Annotated in this window: 11 protein-coding genes; 5 read left to right on the forward strand and 6 right to left on the reverse strand. The window is 71.6% G+C overall.

The features are described 5' to 3' along the window. Positions 1-312: 312 nt before the first annotated feature. The 3 genes from ABT114_RS39450 to ABT114_RS39460 are packed head-to-tail and all read right to left on the reverse strand — an operon-like array spanning position 313 to position 2,722. Positions 313-1,548 (reverse strand): MFS transporter, encoded by a 1,236-nt coding sequence (locus tag ABT114_RS39450; RefSeq protein ID WP_351148827.1) that lies wholly within the window; start codon positions 1,546-1,548, stop codon positions 313-315. Then, on the reverse strand, positions 1,545-2,513 hold the full coding sequence (locus ABT114_RS39455) for an ornithine carbamoyltransferase (protein ID WP_351148830.1): 969 nt from the start codon (positions 2,511-2,513) through the stop codon (positions 1,545-1,547). The genes ABT114_RS39450 and ABT114_RS39455 overlap by 4 nt, the downstream gene beginning before the upstream one ends. After that, complete coding sequence (locus ABT114_RS39460; RefSeq protein WP_052577056.1) at positions 2,510-2,722, reverse strand: MbtH family protein; 213 nt, start codon at positions 2,720-2,722, stop codon at positions 2,510-2,512. Before ABT114_RS39460 ends, ABT114_RS39455 begins: the two co-directional genes overlap by 4 nt. 230 nt (positions 2,723-2,952) lie before the next feature. On the opposite strand from ABT114_RS39460, the gene ABT114_RS39465 reads away from it, so the two are divergent. Together ABT114_RS39465 and ABT114_RS39470 are read left to right on the forward strand one after the other, a co-directional pair. Then, entirely contained in the window at positions 2,953-3,675 is a 723-nt protein-coding gene (locus ABT114_RS39465; RefSeq protein WP_351148834.1) for an ABC transporter ATP-binding protein, read from the forward strand. Then, positions 3,669-6,140: an ABC transporter permease gene (locus tag ABT114_RS39470; protein ID WP_351148837.1), complete on the forward strand. Its 2,472-nt coding sequence runs from the start codon at positions 3,669-3,671 to the stop codon at positions 6,138-6,140. Before ABT114_RS39465 ends, ABT114_RS39470 begins: the two co-directional genes overlap by 7 nt. A 69-nt stretch (positions 6,141-6,209) precedes the next feature. Here the strand turns inward: ABT114_RS39470 and ABT114_RS39475 are convergent, their stop codons facing one another. The 3 genes from ABT114_RS39475 to ABT114_RS39485 are packed head-to-tail and all read right to left on the reverse strand — an operon-like array spanning position 6,210 to position 9,219. Next, a complete protein-coding gene (locus ABT114_RS39475) occupies positions 6,210-6,932 on the reverse strand; it encodes a thioesterase II family protein (RefSeq protein WP_351148840.1) in 723 nt (240 codons plus the stop codon). Beyond that, a complete protein-coding gene (locus tag ABT114_RS39480) occupies positions 6,929-7,876 on the reverse strand; it encodes a TauD/TfdA family dioxygenase (RefSeq protein WP_351148843.1) in 948 nt (315 codons plus the stop codon). The genes ABT114_RS39475 and ABT114_RS39480 overlap by 4 nt, the downstream gene beginning before the upstream one ends. Then, positions 7,873-9,219, reverse strand: a complete 1,347-nt coding sequence (locus ABT114_RS39485) for a cation:proton antiporter (protein ID WP_351148846.1) — start codon at positions 9,217-9,219, stop codon at positions 7,873-7,875. The genes ABT114_RS39480 and ABT114_RS39485 overlap by 4 nt, the downstream gene beginning before the upstream one ends. Positions 9,220-9,349: 130 nt before the next feature. Here ABT114_RS39485 and ABT114_RS39490 point away from each other — a divergent pair, with 130 nt between their 5' ends. From ABT114_RS39490 to ABT114_RS39500, 3 genes are read left to right on the forward strand one after another with little or no spacing between them, the layout of a single operon-like run. Next, complete coding sequence (locus tag ABT114_RS39490; RefSeq protein ID WP_351148848.1) at positions 9,350-15,067, forward strand: non-ribosomal peptide synthetase; 5,718 nt, start codon at positions 9,350-9,352, stop codon at positions 15,065-15,067. A 12-nt stretch (positions 15,068-15,079) separates the two neighbouring features. Beyond that, positions 15,080-16,039 (forward strand): TauD/TfdA family dioxygenase, encoded by a 960-nt coding sequence (locus ABT114_RS39495; protein WP_351148851.1) that lies wholly within the window; start codon positions 15,080-15,082, stop codon positions 16,037-16,039. Then, on the forward strand, positions 16,036-17,130 hold the full coding sequence (locus ABT114_RS39500) for an asparaginase (RefSeq protein ID WP_351148854.1): 1,095 nt from the start codon (positions 16,036-16,038) through the stop codon (positions 17,128-17,130). Before ABT114_RS39495 ends, ABT114_RS39500 begins: the two co-directional genes overlap by 4 nt. Positions 17,131-17,153 lie beyond the last annotated feature (23 nt).

Genomic DNA, 17,153 nt, shown 5'->3' on the forward strand with positions numbered 1-17,153 from the left:
TCGGGGGGATCGGCGGGCGCGGGCGTGCGGGGCGGCTCGGCGCAGTCGAAGGCCACTTGGGCCTTCGGCAACGCAGCGTGCGTGCATGCGTGCGTGGCTCCCGGTGCGCGTGCTCGCGCTGTGGCCGGTCGCACCCAGCCGAGGTGTCCTCCTGCCCGTCGTACCCTTCCCTGCCGAGCACGCCCGCCCGGTTGATACGGCAGCGGCGCCCCCCTTTCCCGTACACGCTCATGCAGATGACGCCGCACCCCAAGAGGCCCTCCTCCCGATCCGGGAAGGAGGGCCTCTTGCTTGGCGCGGTCGCCGTACCCGCTACTGGTGGCGGATCGAAGGGCTGACGGCGGCCGCGACGGTGCAGACGGCCAGCGCTGCCGAGACACCGAGCAGGACCGCAGAAGTGCTGAAGGCGGCGAGCAGGAAGCCGGCCGCCAGCGCGCCGAGGGAGTTGGCGCCCCAGGAGGACAGCATCACGGCGCTCATCGCCTTGCCGTGGATCTCGTCGGGGACCAGCTGCGCCATATACGCGCCGGCACCGACGTTGAGTGCCGCGCCGGCCGCGGACATCGCCGCGTACAGCACGAGCATCGCCCAGTACTGCGTGGTCAGGGCCACTACGGGCACCAGGACCGACCAGACCGCCAGGGTGCCGACCAGGATGTTCGGCAGCCGGATCCCGGTCAGGAGCTTGCCACCCGACAGCGCGCCGATCACACCGCCGACGCCTGACACGAGCCCGAGCAGGCCGACTTGGGCCGCCGAACCGCCCTGTTCCTTGATGACCACGAACGGGGCCATGTTGACGATCTGGAAGAGGAGATTGGTGACCGCCACCACTCCGATCGCCGCGCGCAGGAACTTCTGGCTCCACAGCCAGGACAGGCCCTGCGTCACCTCCGCCTTCCAGTCCCGCTCCCCCGGCTCGCGCTCCTCCTGGAAGGGCGCCTTGACCAGACGGAGGTTGACCAGGGACAGCAGATGCCCGGCCGCGACCAGTCCGAAGGGCAGCCAGCCCGCGACCGAGAACGCGGCCCCGCCGACCGGCTGGCCGAGCAGGCCCGCGGCCCGGCCCCGCGCCTCGTTCTGGGCGAGCGCGGACGGCAGATGGTCCTCGTGGACGACATTTCTGACCGCGGTACGTTCCGCCAGCTGATAGAAGATCGTCGCCGCACCGTCCACGAACGCGACCGCGAGGATGTGCGGCAGCCAGACCGCGCCGGCCACGACCGCGGCCACCACGCTGAGCATCGCCGCCAGGCCGACCACGTTGCAGACCAGCATGAGGCGGCGCCGGTCCCAGCGGTCGACCATGACCCCGGCGGGCAGCTGGAGGACCAGCATCGGCAGCAGCCCGGCGAAGGCGACAAGGCCGGCGTCCGCGGCCGTACCGTCGCCCCAGAGCACGAGGAGCGGATAGGCGATCACGCCTATGCGGGCGCCGAGTTGGGTGGCTCCCGCGCTGGTCCAGAGCAGCAGGAAGTCACGGTTGCGCCGCAACGGCGGCGGCGCGCCGGCCGGAGCCGACGCGCCACTGGGAGTTGTCGTGGTCACCTGAGGGACACCTCCTCCGTCTCGACGGGGTCCGTCATGGGGGCGCCGTGACACCACTCGAGGACCGCCATGGCGCTGTGCATCTTGTTCTCCGCCTGCTGGAAGGCGATGCTCATCGGGCCGTCGAGGACCTCCGCGGTGACCTCCTCGCCCCGGTGGGCGGGCAGGTCGTGCAGGAAGACCGCGTCGGGACTGCCCTTCCACAGCGACCGGTTGACCTGGAACGGCTGGAAGGTCACCCGCCAGTGCGCGTCGGCCTTGGTGGTGCCGGTGGTCTGCCAGCGCGTGGTGTAGACGACGTCGAAACCGCTGGGCGCGGGGTCCATCGCGTGCAGCTCCGTGACCTTGGCCCCGTACTGCTCGGCATGGCTCTGGGCCCGCTTGAGGATCAGCGGGTCCAGGCCGTAGCCGGGCGGGGTGCGCAGTTCGAGTTCCGCACCGGGGGTGCGGCCGAGCGCCAGAGCCAGCGCGGCCGCGGTGTTGTTGCCCTCGCCGACGTACAGGATGCGCAGCCCGTCGAGCGAGCCGAAGTGCCGGCGCAGCGTGGTCAGATCGGCGAGCCCCTGGGTGGGGTGCTCCTCCGCGGTCATCGCGTTGACCACCGGCATACCGTGCCGGTCGGCCCAGTCCTGGAGCTCCGCGGTCGGCTGCCCGGTACGGGCGACGAGCAGGTCGAGCATGCTCGCGAGGACCCGGCCGGTGTCCCCGGACGCCTCACCGGTGTTGGTCTGCAGATCGGCGGGCCCGAAGTTGATCACCTGGGCGCCGAGCCGCAGCGCCGAGGACCAGAACGCGGTCCTGGTCCTCGTCGAGGTCATCGCGAAGTAGATCCCGACCACCTGCCCCGCCAGCGGCTTCCGGTGGACGGAGGTGCCCGCGCTGTGGGAGACGCCCCGGCGCACGATCTGCTCCAGATCGCCGTCGCTCAGGTCCTCGAGGGACACCAGCTTGCGTGCCGCACTCATCGGGCGGCAGCCATCCGACGGCGCAGGCTCGCGGGGCGCAGGTCGGTCCATATCTGGCCGATCCGCTCCAGGCACTCGGCCTTGGTGCCCTCGGTGCCCTCCTGGTGCCAGCCGGCCGGGAGGTCCCGGTCGGCCCACCAGATCGAGTACTGCTCCTCGTCGTTGAGAACCACGAGGTAACGGCGGTCGTCGGTTTCCTCAGCGTGCATTTCCTGCCTCCGGTGAACAGGTGAACAAGGGATCCATGCAAGGACGGACCCTCCCGAGTCTTCGGAGGGCGCAATAACGGAGCCATATTCGCCGTACGTCCAGGGCCGCATCGCCGTACGGCCGGGGCGGCGTCGCCCACCCCCCGGAGCGCCCCAACATCCCCTGCGCGAAGGATGGTTGGGGTATAGATCCGACACCTAGCATTCCGGATATGCATAAGGGAACGCCAATGGTGCGGCTCGAGGCCGTCAGCCGAGGATTCGGTAAACGTGACAACAGGGTCAACGCCCTCGACGAGGTGACGGTCGACTTCCCCGAGGGGGTCTTCACCGCGGTGATGGGGCCCTCCGGCTCGGGCAAGTCGACCTTGCTGCAGTGCGCGGCGGGCATCGACCGGGTCGACTCCGGCGAGGTCACGCTCGCAGGCACCGGTCTGGCCGGCCTGAGCGAGGCCGCGCTGACGAAGCTCAGAAGGCAGCATGTCGGCTTCGTCTTCCAGTCCTTCAACCTCATCCCGTCCCTGACCGCGCGGCAGAACGTGGCGCTGCCGCTGATGCTCGCGGGCCAGAAGCCCAGGCGTAAGGACGTGGACGGCGCACTCGACCGCCTCGGCCTCGGCGAGCGCAAGCAGCACCGCCCCGGCGAGATGTCCGGCGGCCAGCAGCAGCGGGTCGCGATCGCGCGGGCGCTGCTCACCCGTCCGAAGGTGCTGTTCGCCGACGAGCCGACCGGGGCCCTGGACTCCAAGTCCTCCCGCCAGGTCATGGAGCAGCTGCGTGAACTGGTCGACCGCGACAGGCAGACGATCATCATGGTGACCCACGACCCGGTCGCCGCCTCGGTCGCCGACCAGATCGTCTTCCTCGCCGATGGCAAGATCGCCGGCTGGCTCGAGTCGCCGACTCCCGAGCTGGCCGCCGAGCGCATCACCAAGCTGGAGAGGTCATGGTGAGGCTGGCGCTCGCCACCGTGCGGGCTCGTGCCGTCTCCTTCGCGGGGGCGTTCGTGGCGCTGACGCTCGGCGTCGGCGTCATCGCGACGATGATCCTCGCTCTGTGGGCCGTGGGGACCAGCGTCAAGTCGGGGCCGCAGCGCTATGCCGAGGCCCCGGCCGTGGTGACCGAGCCGGTCATCTACAAGCTGAACGACGACGACGGTGATCCACGGGAGTTCCCGATCGTCCGTCCGGGCGACCTCCCGGCAGACACCGTGACCGCGCTGGCGAAGACCGGCAGGACGATCGAGGACCGGTCGTTCTCCGCCCGTGTCGAGGACGGCCCCGGCGGCCAGGTCGGCCACCCCTGGTCGACCGCCGCCTTCACCCCCTACAAGCTCGCCGAGGGCCGGGCCCCGCAGGCCGGCGACGAGATCGTGGTCGGCGGCGGCGAGAAGTCCTTGGTGGGCAGGACAGTCGAGGTCGCCGTGCCCGGCGGCGTCGGCGACTACAAGGTCGTCGGCGTCACCGAGCTGGTCCGGTTCGAGGACGCGGTCTTCTTCACCGACGCCGAGGCGAAGAAGCTGTCGCCCGGCGTGCAGGCCGTGGTGGCGTACGGGCCGGCCGACAAGGTCCGTACCGCGGCGGCCGGGATGAGCGTCCTGACCGGCGACGATCGGTTATTCGCCGAGGTCGAGCAGGAGGGCGGCCGCGAGCAACTGCTCGACGCCGAAGGCATGGCGGGCACCTCCCTGTTGATCGTGGCCTTCGTCGCGGTCTTCATCGTGGTCGCCACGTTCGCCTTCATGGTCGATCAGCGCCGCCGCGAACTCGCCCTGTTCCGCTCCATCGGGGCGACCCCCGGGCAGGTGCGGCGGATGGTCCTGACGGAGGCGCTGCTGCTTGCCGCCCTCGCTTCCGCGGTCGGCTGTGCGATCGGCTCCCAAGGGGCCGCGCCACTGCAGGAGTTCATGATCGACAAGGGGATCGCCCCGGCCTGGTTCGAGATCGAGTTCGTCTGGCCGCCGCTGATCATCGCCTTCGCGGTCGGTCTGTTCTCCGCGCTGGTCGGCACCGCCGCCGTGTCGTGGAAGGCGGGCCGGGTCAAGCCCGCCGAGGCGCTGCGCGAGGCGACCGGCAAGCGCCGGGTGTTTGCCCCCGTCCGTATCCTGCTCGGACTCGGCCTGCTCGGACTCGGCCTGCTGCAGGGTGCCTCCGCCGTGGACAGCCCGCTCACCGCGATGAGCATGCAGAGCTTCTTCCCGGTGCCGGTGCTCATCGTCGGCGCCTGCGCGCTGCTCACGCCGCTGCTCCTGAAGCCGGTGCTGTTCCTCGCTTCCTGGCCGCTGAGCAAGCTCGGCGCGGGAGCCATGATCGTACGAGAGGGTGTGCTGTTCGCCAGCCGCCGAACCTCGTCGGTCGCGGCGCCCGTGGTCCTTGCCATCGGGCTCGGCGGCGCGCTGCTCACCGCGCCGCTCGCCGCCGGTGCCGCCGGCAACGCGAGTCTTCAGGCGCAGACGAAGGCCGACTTCACCGTGGTCGCCGAAGACGGCGCGAGCATCAGCCCCGCCGCCGCGCAGAAGGTGCGCGATGTGCCGGGGGCCGAGGCCGCCGTGCTCACCTTCGGCGAACTGCGGCTGTCCGGGGAGCACACGCGGTACATCGGCACGCTGTCCACCTGGGCGGTGGATCCGTCGGCGCTGGCCGCCACCCAGAAACTCAAGGTCGAATCGGGCTCGCTCGACGATTTCGGCAGCGAGCAGCTGGTGCTCGACAAGGAGACCGCCGACGAGTTCGGCATCGCGGCCGGCGACAAGGTGCTGGCCGGACTGCCCGACGGGACGTCCGTGGACCTGACGGTCGCGGCACTGACCGGGCACTCCGTACTCGGTGAGCGGGGCTATGTCTCCGCCGACCATACGGCCGGTGGCGAGCCGACCAGGATCGACGTCAAGGTCGACGAGGGCGGCGACGCCGCAGCGGTGGAAGCCGCGCTGCGCAAGGCAGTTGCCGGCCAGCCGGCCGAGGTCGCGCCCATGGACGAGTACCTGGACCGGCTCCGCGCCGAGAAGCAGGACCAGGCCCAGCTCGCGACCCGGATCGTGTTCGCTCTCGCCATGGGCTATGCGCTGCTCTCGATCGCGAACACCCTGGTGATGGCGGCGCCCGGCCGGCGAAGGGAACTCGCGGGCCTGAATCTGACCGGTGCCACCCGGGGCGAGACCATCGGGTTCGTCGCCGCGGAGACCGCGGTCGCGGCGCTCGCCGGGTCGATCCTCGGCGCGATCTCGGCCGGCCTGGTGATCCTCGTCCAGCGGCTCGCGCTCACCGAACTGGCCGACAGCTTCGCCTTCTCCGTTCCGTGGGCGTCCGTCCTCGGTATCGCCGCCGCGTGTGCGGGGGTCGCGGTGGTCGTCGCGGTCGTCGCCACCCGCTTCTTCCTGCGGGGCCGGCTGCTCGATCTGGCCAGCAAGGGCGAGTAGCGACAAGCGGGCATACGAGAGGGGCGGGATCCCATCGAGGATCCCGCCCCTCTCCTATGCCCGGCCCGCTCAGACCGCTTCCTCGATGATCCGGCAGAGCTCGGTGGTCGGATCGTCGATGAAGTAGTGGTCGCCCTTCACCTCCTCGACCTCGAAGCCGCCGATGGTGTGTGCCGCCCAGCGGCCCATCTCCTCGATGCCGCACCCGCGGTCGGCGCTGCCGGCGATCGCGGTGACCGGACAGGTCGCCTTGGTGCCGGGACGGGCCGCGTAGGTCTCCGACATCGTGAGATCCGCGGCGAGCGACGGCGCCGCCAGCTGCCACAGGTCGGGGTCGGCCTCGGCCTGCCGGGCCGCGTCACCGGCGCGCTGCGCCCACGCGCGCAGCACCGCGTCGTCACGGAAGTCGCGCCCGCTCGGCCGGTGGTCGGCGGGCGCCTTGCGTGCGGAGACGAACAGCCGGAGAACCGGGGAAGGGAACCTCGGCCGCATCCGGCGGGCCACCTCGAAGCCGACGGTGGCGCCCAGGCTGTGCCCGAACAACGCCACCGGAGGGCCGTCGATCGTGGTCAGTTCGTCCGCGATCCGGTCCGCCAGTACCTCGAGATCCTCGATCGGGGCCTCGGCCCGCCGGTCCTGGCGGCCCGGATACTGCACGGCCACGACCTCGATCCCGGGCGTCAACTGCTGTGCCAGCGCACGGTAGAGGCCCGCGCCGCCGCCTGCGTAGGGAAAGCAGACCAGGCGGACGCGGGCCTCCGGGCGCTCGATGAACGTCCGGAACCAGCTCACTTCATACCTGCCGGCACCAGCGGCTCGGCCATGGCCACGGCTATCTTCCGCGGGCCTGTGAACGGCTCGCGGCCGTGCGCCGCCAGCATGTTGTCGACAAGCAGGACGTCCCCGCGCTCCCAGTCGAACCTGCGGGAGGCGGCGCGGTAGCAGTCGCGCAGATGGGCGATGACGTCGTCGGGGATCGTGCCGCCGTCGCCGTAGTAGCTGTTGGTCGGCAGTCCGCGGTCCCCGAACAGTTCGAGCAGACCTTCTCGTACGTCCTCGGGGAGCGTGCTGTTGTGGAAGAACGTGATGTGGTTGAACCACACGGACTCACCGGTCACCGGATGCCGGTGCACGGCCCTGCGGACCGCCTCGGTGCGCAGCACGTCGCCGTCCTCCCAGGACCAGCGCAGGTCACGGGCGCCGCAGAGCCGGGCGATCTCGTCCTTGTCCTCGGTGCCGAAGGAGATCCGCCAGTCGACTCCGAAGCGGGGCCGGTAGTTGCGTACGACCATCCAGCCGCGCTCCTCGAACTCCGCGCGGACCGCCGGATCGATCGACCGATGGATCTCGCGGATGTCGGCGAGCGGTGTCGCGCCCTGGGTGAGGGGCGGCTCGACGCAGGTGAAGAAGAGCACGCCCGGCCAGGACGCCTGATAGGAGTTCTCGTTGTGCAGGAAGATCTCCTCGTCCGGCGGATAGTCCGTCGAGGTGTAGATGTTTCCCTTCAGGGCGGTACGCGGGGACGACTGCTCCGCGTACTCAAGTGGCGGTCCTGAGAAGGCCCTTACCGTCGCGTCGACCTCACGCAGCAGATCGGGGCCGGTGTCGAAGCCCCGCAGCAGTACGGCGCCGTGCCGGGTCAGCCGTGTGCGCAGTTCGTCGCGGTGGCGTGCGGCGTACTCCTGGAGGGACGGGCCGGCGGGCCCGGCTTCTATGACATGGGGCAGTTGACTCATGAGATCTCCGATTTCTCTTCCTTGTCGAGGGCCTTGTCGTGGGCCGGTTTCTCCTGCTCGTCCGCGGCCGGCGGCCAGTTGAGACGCAGTTGTTCCTCGGCGGTGTGCTCGACACGGTTCATGGCCCAGCGCAGCAGCGGCGGGGCCATCAGGGAGGTCACGATGGCGACGAGCACGATCGAGGTGTAGGCGGAGCTGTTGAGGACGCCGAGCCTCAGGCCTGCCATCGCGACGATCACCTCGATCACGCCACGGGCGTTCATGCCGGCCGCGCAGGCCAGCGCCTCCCACCGGGTGAGGCCGCTGGCGAGGGCGCCGATCCCGGCGCCGATGAACTTGCCCACGACGGCGAGCACCAGGATGCTCGCGGCGACCGCCGCGACCTTGGGATCGGCCAGCGCGGTCAGGTCCATCCGCAGGCCGGCCAGGGCGAAGAACAGCGGTGCGAGGACGGCCAGTACGACCTTTCGCAGCGGCGCCAGGGCCTCCGGGCGCGGCAGCACCGACGCGATCACGACGCCGCAGACGAATGCGCCGAACACCGCCTCCAGGTCCAGGGCCTGGGTGCCCGCGGCGCCGAGGAGGATGATCACCACCACGGGACCGAGCACCGGGCCGCGCCGGAGCGCCACCTTGGCCAGCGGCCGCAGCACGAACGCGGCGATCAGCACCACGGTGCTGATCGCGATGACGGAGCCGACCACGGTCCCGGTGCGCAGACCGGTGGTGGCCATCGCGGACACCACGGACAGCATCATCCAGCCGAAGATGTCGTCGATGACCGAAGCGGTCAGCGTCAGTTGACCCACGGTGCGGTGCAGCAGGTTCATGTCGAGCAGCGTCTTGGCGATCACGGGGATGGCGCTCACGCACATCGCCACACCGAGGAACAGCGCGACGACCGTACGGTCCGCGCTGCCCGAGATCAGCGACAGCGGAATGACGAACCCCGCCGACACCCCGAGGACGAGCGGGATCAGTAGCCCGCCGGCGCTGATCTTCGCCGCGGTGCCGCCCCGTTTGCGCACCATCCGCAGGTCGAGCTCCGTACCGGAGCAGCCGACGAGCAGCAGCACGCCGAGCAGGCCCGCGGCGTCGAGGAGGTGCAACTCCTCGGTGCTCGGACCGTCCCAGACGCCCAACGCGCCGAACACCGAAGGCCCGAGCAGCACGCCGGCGCTCAGCTCTCCGACGATCGCGGGCAGCCCCACTCGCTGGGCCAGCCTGCCGAGTATCACGGCGGTGGCGAGAAGCGCGCCCGCCTGCAGCAGAAAGGACAGCACACTGTCCGCAGAAAGAGGCGCCACCGGCGCCACGGCTATATTCATGCGGCCGAGGGTCAAATCGCGGGCAATCGCGCGGCTATATTTGTTCCATACCGCTCGGGCGCCGCCACCTTGGCCGATTGAGGCGCAACCACCGTGGCCGATTCGCTATAGGACGCTGATAGCCGGTCCGAGCACGATCTCGGCCATGGAATACGAACTGCGGCTTCCGCTCTCCCCGGCTCAGCAGGGCGTCTGGTTCGCCCACCAGCTGGACCCCTCGGGTCAGCGCTACAACTGCGGTGAGCTCATAGACATCCGCGGTGACCTGCACCCCGAGGTCCTCAGGCAGGCCTGGGTCCGGCTGCGCGCCGAGACCGAGGTGCTGCGCGTGTCCTCGATAGGCGAGGAGGGCGACGGCCTTCGGCAGTACGTCGTCGCTGCCTCGCCCGACCTTCCGCCCCTGATCGACATGAGCGGTCTCCCCGATCCGGAGAAAGCCGCCCGGGACTGGATGGAAGCCGATCTGGCGAAGTCCATTGATCTGGAGAAAGGGCCGATCTCACACGCGTTCGTATTCCGTCTCGGCCCGGCGCGACTGTTCTTCTATTACCGCATTCACCACATTCTCGTGGACGCGTACGCGGTGCATCTGCTGCGCAGCCGGCTTGCCGAACTCTGTGGCGCGCAGCCGGGTCGTGCGGACTTCGCGCCGCTGCAGACACTCCTCGACGAGGAGGCGGGCTACCGGTCGTCGCCCGAGTTCGAGGCCGACCGCCGCTACTGGAGCGAACGCTTCGCCGACCGCCCCGGCCCCGTCCTGCTGCCCGGCGTTCCGCCGGCGGGCGAGCGGCCGCTGCGGCTGCGCCGCGAGGACCCGGTGCCGGCGGCGGGACGTGCCGCGCTGGCCGACGCCGCGCAGGCCGTCGGCACCACATGGCAGACCCTGCTCGTCGCCGCGACCGCCGCCTACGTCCGGCGGATGACCGGCCGCAGCGACGTGGTACTCGGCCTCCCGGTCTCCGGGCGCCGCAGCCCGCGCTCGCGGCGGGTCCCCGCGATGGCGACCAGCACGGTCGCGCTGCGCTTCGAGGTTCCGCTGCAGGCAAGCCTCGCCGACCTGGTGCCCGTGGTGACGGCGGAGGTCGGGGCCGCGCTGCGGCACGAGCGCTACCGGCACGAGGACCTGTGCCGCGAACTCGGCCTCGCCGGACGGGAGGGCGGCCTGCTCGGACCGCTGGTCAACTTCATGCCGTACGAGCGCAATCTGGACTTCCACGGCGCGACCGGCCGGGTCACCAACCTCGCCTCGGGACCGACCCCCGATCTTTCCGTCGCGGTCAGCGGCCGCGCCGACGGTTCACCCGGCGCGCTGCTCTTCGACGCCAACCCCGAGCTGCACGACGCGGACGGCCTCGCCCTGCACGCCGCCCGGCTCGCCGCGTTCGTGCAGCAGGCGGCGGCCGCCCCGCACACCCCGATCGGCGAGCACGATCTGCTGGCCCCGTACGAGCGCGCGACGTTGCTGCCGCAGCGGGTCCCCGCCCTGGCGAACGGCGCCGATGTGCCTGGGCTCGTCGCGGCGCGCCCCTCGGCCGCTCCGGCGGTCGAGTGCGGCGGACTCACCCTGACCTACGCCGACCTCAACGCACGCGCCGACGCGTTGGCCGCGTCGCTGCGCGCCCGGGGAGCCGGCCCCGGCACCAGCGTCGCGCTCCTGATGCCGCGCACCGCGGGCCTCGTCGTCGCGATGCTCGCGTGTCTGCGCGTCGGCGCCGCGTACGTCCCGATCGACCCCGGCTATCCGCAGGAGCGGATCGACCATCTCCTCGCGGACGCCGCTCCCGTGTGCGTACTCACCGAGGAGGGCCAACCGGCCGCGGCAGCCGCCGACTTCACCGAACCCGACCCGGACACGGCCGCATACATCATCTACACCTCCGGCTCGACCGGTCTGCCCAAGGGCGTGGTCGTCCCGCACGGAGCGCTCGCCAACCTCGCGCTCGACCATGCCGAGCGGTTCGGGCTCGGGCCCGGCAGCCGGGTGCTGCAGTACCTCTCGCCGGGCTTCGACGCCGCGGGCGGCGACATCTGGCCGGCACTGGTCTCGGGTGCCACGCTCGTGCTCGCGCCGGACACCTCGGCGCTCGCCCCCGACGACCTCGCGGTGCTGCTGCGGGACGCGCGCATCACACATCTGGCGCTGCCGCCCGCCATCCTGTCCGGCCTGCCCGCGCTCGAACTGCCCGATCTGGACGTGCTGATCGTCGGCGGCGAGGCCGTCGACGAGGCGCTCGTCGCCCACTGGTCGCGCGGGCGCCGCATGTTCAACATGTACGGCCCGACCGAGACGACCGTGGCGGCGACCGGCAGCGACCCGCTGCACGGCGTGGGCCGGCCGCCGATCGGCCGCCCCATCGCGGGGGCTCGCGTGTACGTGCTCGACGAGCGGCTCGACCCCGTGCCCACCGGCTGCCCCGGAGAGCTCTACATCGCCGGCGCCGGCGTCGCGCGCGGCTACCACAACCGCCCCGAGCTCACCGCGGAAAGGTTCCTGCCCTGCCCCTTCGGCCCGGACGGCGACCGTATGTACCGCACCGGGGACCGCGTCAGGTGGCGCCCGGACGGGCAGTTGGAGTATCTGGGCCGCGGCGACGGGCAGTTCAAGCTGCGCGGGCTGCGGATCGAGGCCGGTGAGATCGAGGCCGTGCTCGGTCGCCACCCGGGTGTGCGCGCGGCCGCCGTGGTGGTCCGCGAGGACCGTCCCGGGGCCAGGCGCCTGGTCGGCTATCTGACCGCGGCAGGGCGGTTGGACCCCGCCGAGGTGAAGGAGCTCGCCCGGCGCGCCCTTCCCGAGGCCATGGTGCCCGCGGCGCTCGTCGTCCTCGACGAGTTCCCGCTGACCCCGCACGGCAAGGTCGACCTCCGCGCGCTGCCGGCCCCGCCCGATGAGCGCGAGGAGCACGAGGAGGCGGACCTGCCGGGCTCCCCCCTCGAAGGGACGCTCTGCGCGCTCTTCGCCGATGTGCTCGGCCTCGAACAGGTCGGCACCCAGACCTCGTTCTTCGACCGCGGCGGCGACAGCATCATGGCGCTGCAGCTGGTCAGCCGCGCCCGCAAGGCCGGTATCGAGTTCACCTCGCGCGACGTGTTCCTGCACCGGACCGTGGCCGCCCTGGCCGAGGTCGCCAGGGAGCTGCGCGAGGACTCGGCCGCCGAGCCGGAGGGTGCGGGCGTCGGCGAGCTGCCGCTCACGCCGATCGTGGCGTGGCTGGCCGAACAGGACGCGCCGAGCTCACAGTTCAGCCAGTCGGTGCTGCTGCGGACGCCCGAGGACACCACGTACGAGAAGCTGACAGCCGGGCTGCGGACGCTCATCGACCACCACGACGCACTGCGTCTGCGGCTGCATGATGGCTGGCGTCTCGAAGTCGGCCCGCCCGGAACTGTCCCGCCGCGGCTGTCCGTCGAGGCCCCGGGCCGGACCCCGTCCAAGGAGCACCGCGAGGCGGCCAGGGCCCTGCTCGACCCGGCAGGCGGCGTCCTGCACCAGGCCGTCTGGTTCCCCGGCGGCCCCGGTACGCCCGGCCGGCTCGAACTGACCCTGCACCACCTGGCCGTGGACGGGGTGTCCTGGCGGGTCCTGATGCAGGACCTGGCTTCGGCGATGACCGGCGATCCACTGCCCACGGTGGGTACGTCGCTGCGCACCTGGGCCACCCGCCTCACCGAGACGGCGCCGCAGCGGGCCGCAGAGCTCCCCCTGTGGGAGGAGATCGCGGCGACCGCCGACCCACGGGCCGGAGCCCGCGATCTCGACACGGCCACCGATCTGTTCGGCTCCACCCGCACCCTCGACCTGAAGCTCTCCCCGGAGACCACCGGCGCGCTGCTCGCCGAGGTGCCGGCCGCCTTCCGTGCGGGGGTCGCCGAGGTGCTGCTCACCGGTCTCGCCCTGGCCTACCGCCGCTGGCGCGGTGCGGACGGCGCGGTGCTCTGCGACCTCGAAGGCCACGGCCGTGAGGACCTCTTCGCCGGGGTACGCCTCGACCGTACGGTGGGCTGGTTCACCAGCATGTACCCCGCCTGCCTCGACCCGGGCGAGGTGGACTGGCCGGACGTGTCGGCCGCCGGACCGGCTCTGGGCGACGCGCTCAAGCGGGTCAAGGAGCAGCTGCGCGCCCTGCCCGACCACGGCATCGGCTACGGCATGCTGCGCTACCTCGACGAGCCCTCGCGCAGCCGGCTCGCCGCGTTCCCCGCCCCCCGGATCGGCTTCAACTACCTGGGCCGCTTCTCCTCGGGGCAGGAAGCCGACTGGGGCCTGACCGACGGCGGCTTCCACGCAGACGCCGACCCGCGGATGCCGTTCGCCCACGAACTGGAGCTGATCGCGGCCACGTTCGACGGCCCGTCGGGGCCCGAGCTGACCGTCACCGTGCACTGGCCGGAGAGCCTCTTCGAACAGGAGCGGATCGCCGAACTGACCACGCTGCTGCGCGAGGCGCTCGAAGGCCTGGCCCGGCACGGCACCCGCCTCGGCGCCGGCGGCCTCACCCCGTCCGACGTACCGCTGGTCGAGCTCGACCAGACGGAGATCGACGAACTGGCCGAGGAGTACGGGCCGTTGGCCGACCTGCTGCCGCTCTCCCCGCTGCAGGAGGGCTTCCTCTTCCACAGCATGAAGACCGAGCAGACGCTCGACGTGTACGCGGCCCAGCTGAGCATCGACCTGGAGGGACCGCTCGACCCCGCCCGTATGAAGGCCGCCGCACAAGCCTGTCTCGACCGGCACACCAACCTGCGGGCCGCCTTCTTCTTCGGTGACCTCGACGAGCCGGTCCAGGTGATCCCCGAGCGGGTCACGCTGCCGTGGCAGGAGACGGACCTGTCCGACCGCCCCGACGCGGATGCGGAGTCCCGGCGGCTGGCGGCCGCGGACCGCGAGGCCCGGTTCGACCTGGAGGCGCCGCCTCTGCTGCGTTTCAGGCTGCTGCGCCTCGGCGACGACCGGTTCCGCCTCGTACTGACCGTCCATCACATCCTGTGGGACGGCTGGTCCACCTCCGTGCTCGTCCAGGAGCTCTTCTCCCTGTACGCGGGCGCACAGCTGCCACCCGTGACGCCCTACGGGCGGTACGCGACCTGGCTGGCCGAGCGCGACCGCGACGCGGCGAAGGCGGCATGGAGCAGCGCCCTGGCCGGACTCGAAGGGCCAACCCTGGTCGACACGACCGGCACGGCAGGCCGGTCCGAGGTGGCGCACGAGCTGGTCGTACGGGAGCTGGACGAGGCGACCACCCAGACGCTCACGGCACGGACCGCCGCGTACGGACTGACGCTGAACACCGTCGTCCAGGGCGCCTGGGCGGTGGTGCTCGGCGAGCTCACCGGCAGCCACGACGTGGTGTTCGGCTCCTCGGTGTCCGGCCGGCCGCCGGAACTGCCGGGCCTCGAAGGCATGGTGGGTCTCTTCACCAACACCATCCCCGTGCGGGTGCGGCTCTCCCCCGGCGAACCGTTCCCCACCGTGCTGCAGCGGCTGCAGCACGAGCAGGCGGCGCTGCAGCCGCACGACCACCTGGGCCTGGCCGAGATCCAGCGCGCGGCCGGCCTGCGCACGCTCTTCGACACGACGACGCTCTTCGTGAACTACCCGATGGACCCCTCCGCCTGGGAAGCGGCCCTCGGCGGGCAGCTGCGGATGCGCACGTTCGAAGCAGCGGACGACACCCATTTCCCGCTTCGGCTCGCGGCCGTCCCCGGCGCCCGGCTCTCGCTGCGGCTCGGGTACCGGCCCGACAGCTTCGGCCACGAAGAGGCACGGCGACTGGCCGTCCGCTGCGCGCAGGTGCTCGAAGCGGTCGCGCTCGGCGCGGACCCGCTGGGGCACGCCCTGCCCCCCGATCTGTCCCAACCCGCTTAAGGAAGGCACAACATGACCGACGACCACATATTCACCCTCACCCGGGCGGAGAGGGAGCAGACCGGGGCGGTCGCCGCGGCGCTGGCCGAGGTGGAGCCCGGCCTCGTCGACGACCGTGCCTGGCTCGACGCCTGCCGCGGCATGTCCGAGGAACTCCCCGAGCGGCTGCGCCGCCGGCTGCGCGACTTCCGGCACGACCCGCTGCTCGACGGCATGCTGCTCGTGCGCAACCTGCCGGTGGCGTCCGGCATCGCGCCCACCCCGACCGTCGCCGAATCGGTCGAGCGCAAGGCCACCCCGGCCGCCGGGACCACCGCCCTGGTGTCCATGCAGATCGGCGAGGTCATCGCCTACCGGGACGAGAAGAGCGGCGCCCTGGTGCAGAACGTCGTGCCGGTGGCCGGCCGTGAGGAGCAGCAGAGCAACGCCGGCTCCGTCCCGCTCGAACTGCATGTCGAGAACGCCTTCCACCCGCACCGTCCCGACATGGTGGCGCTGTTCTGCGTCCGCCCCGACCACGACGGCGGAGCCGGACTGCGGGTCGCTTCGGTACGGCGGGCGATCGAGATGCTCCCCGACGACATCCGCAAGGTGCTCGGTGAGGACCGGTTCCGTACCGAGGTGCCGCCGTCCTTCGGCGCCCCCGGTGGGCAGGTCCCCCAACACCCCATCCTGGGCGGTGACTTCGACGACCCCGACGTCCGGGTCGACTTCCACGCCACCCACCCCGAGGACGAGCAGGCCGCCGAGGCCATGACCGTCCTGCGGGCCGCCCTCGACACCATCACGCGCGCCGTCCATCTGCGGCCGGGCGACCTCGCGATCGTGGACAACCGCGTCGCCCTGCACGGCAGGACCCACTTCGTGCCCCGTTACGACGGCGAGGACCGCTGGCTGCACCGGACCTTCATCCACCTCGACCACCGCCGGTCACGGCCGATGCGGCACGGCAACGGCCAGGTGCTGTCATGAGCCACGTCCGGCCCGTCGGCGGCCGCGTCCTGCTGGTCGTGGCGGTTCTGCTCGCGGGCCTGGTGCCCATGCTGCCGACCGCCGCGGAGGCGAAGCCGGGAAAGCCGAAGGTGGCCGTGATCGGCACCGGCGGCACCATCACCGGCGTGGCCGAGGACCGGGCGGACTTCGAGGAGTACGACGGCAGTTCGCTGCCGATCGCCGACATCGTGGACGGTCTGCGCCCGGAGCTCGACGCGGTGGCCGAGGTGACCACCGCGGAGGGCCCGGAGCAGACCGCCATGACCGACTACTACGACCTGTCCCTGCAGGTCGACCGGGCTTTGCGCACGGCGGACGCCGTCGTGGTCACGGCGGGCACCAAGTCCCTCGAGGAACTCGCCTACTTCCTGGACCTGACCGTTCGCAGCCCCAAGCCCGTGATCGTGACCGGGTCCATGCGGCCGTCCAATGTGTTCAGCGCGGACGGACCCGCGAACCTCTACAACTCGATCGTGCTCGCCGCGAGCGAGCGCACCCGCTGCTTCGGCACGGTCGTCATGCTCAACGACGAGATCCTCGCCGCCCGTGAGGCCACCAAGACCAGCACGCTGCGCCTCGACACCTTCCAGGCCAGGGAGCAGGGGGTGCTCGGCACCGTCGACGGTGAGCGGGTCCGGCTGCTGCGGGCGCCCGCCCGTATCCAGAACTGCGGCAAGAACAGCTGGCGCACCCCGTTCGACGTGTCCGAGATGGACCGGGACAAGCTCCCCCGTACCGAGATCGTCGCCTCCTACCCGGACGCCGGCGGTGAGGCGATCACCGCCTTCGCCGAGGCGGGGGCCAAGGGCATCGTCGTCGCCGGCGACCCGTCACCCGAAGAGGCCTCCGCGCTGCGCGCCGTCCTCGGCAAGGGCGCGACGGTCGTGGCCGGATCGCGTACGGGCTCCGGCGCCGTGTACGACGCGGGCGCCCCCGGCGTCCTGCCGGCCGAGGACCTGCTTCCGCAGAAGGCCCGGATCCTGCTGCTGCTCACGCTCGCCACCACCCGGGAGCCCGAGGACATCGCGAAGCGGTTCGCGCGTTACGGCGTCCCGCAGTTCACGTCCTGACCCATCCCGTTGAACCACTGAAG

The sequence above is a fragment of the Streptomyces sp. NPDC002088 genome (assembly GCF_040296605.1).
Lineage (GTDB): Bacteria > Actinomycetota > Actinomycetes > Streptomycetales > Streptomycetaceae > Streptomyces.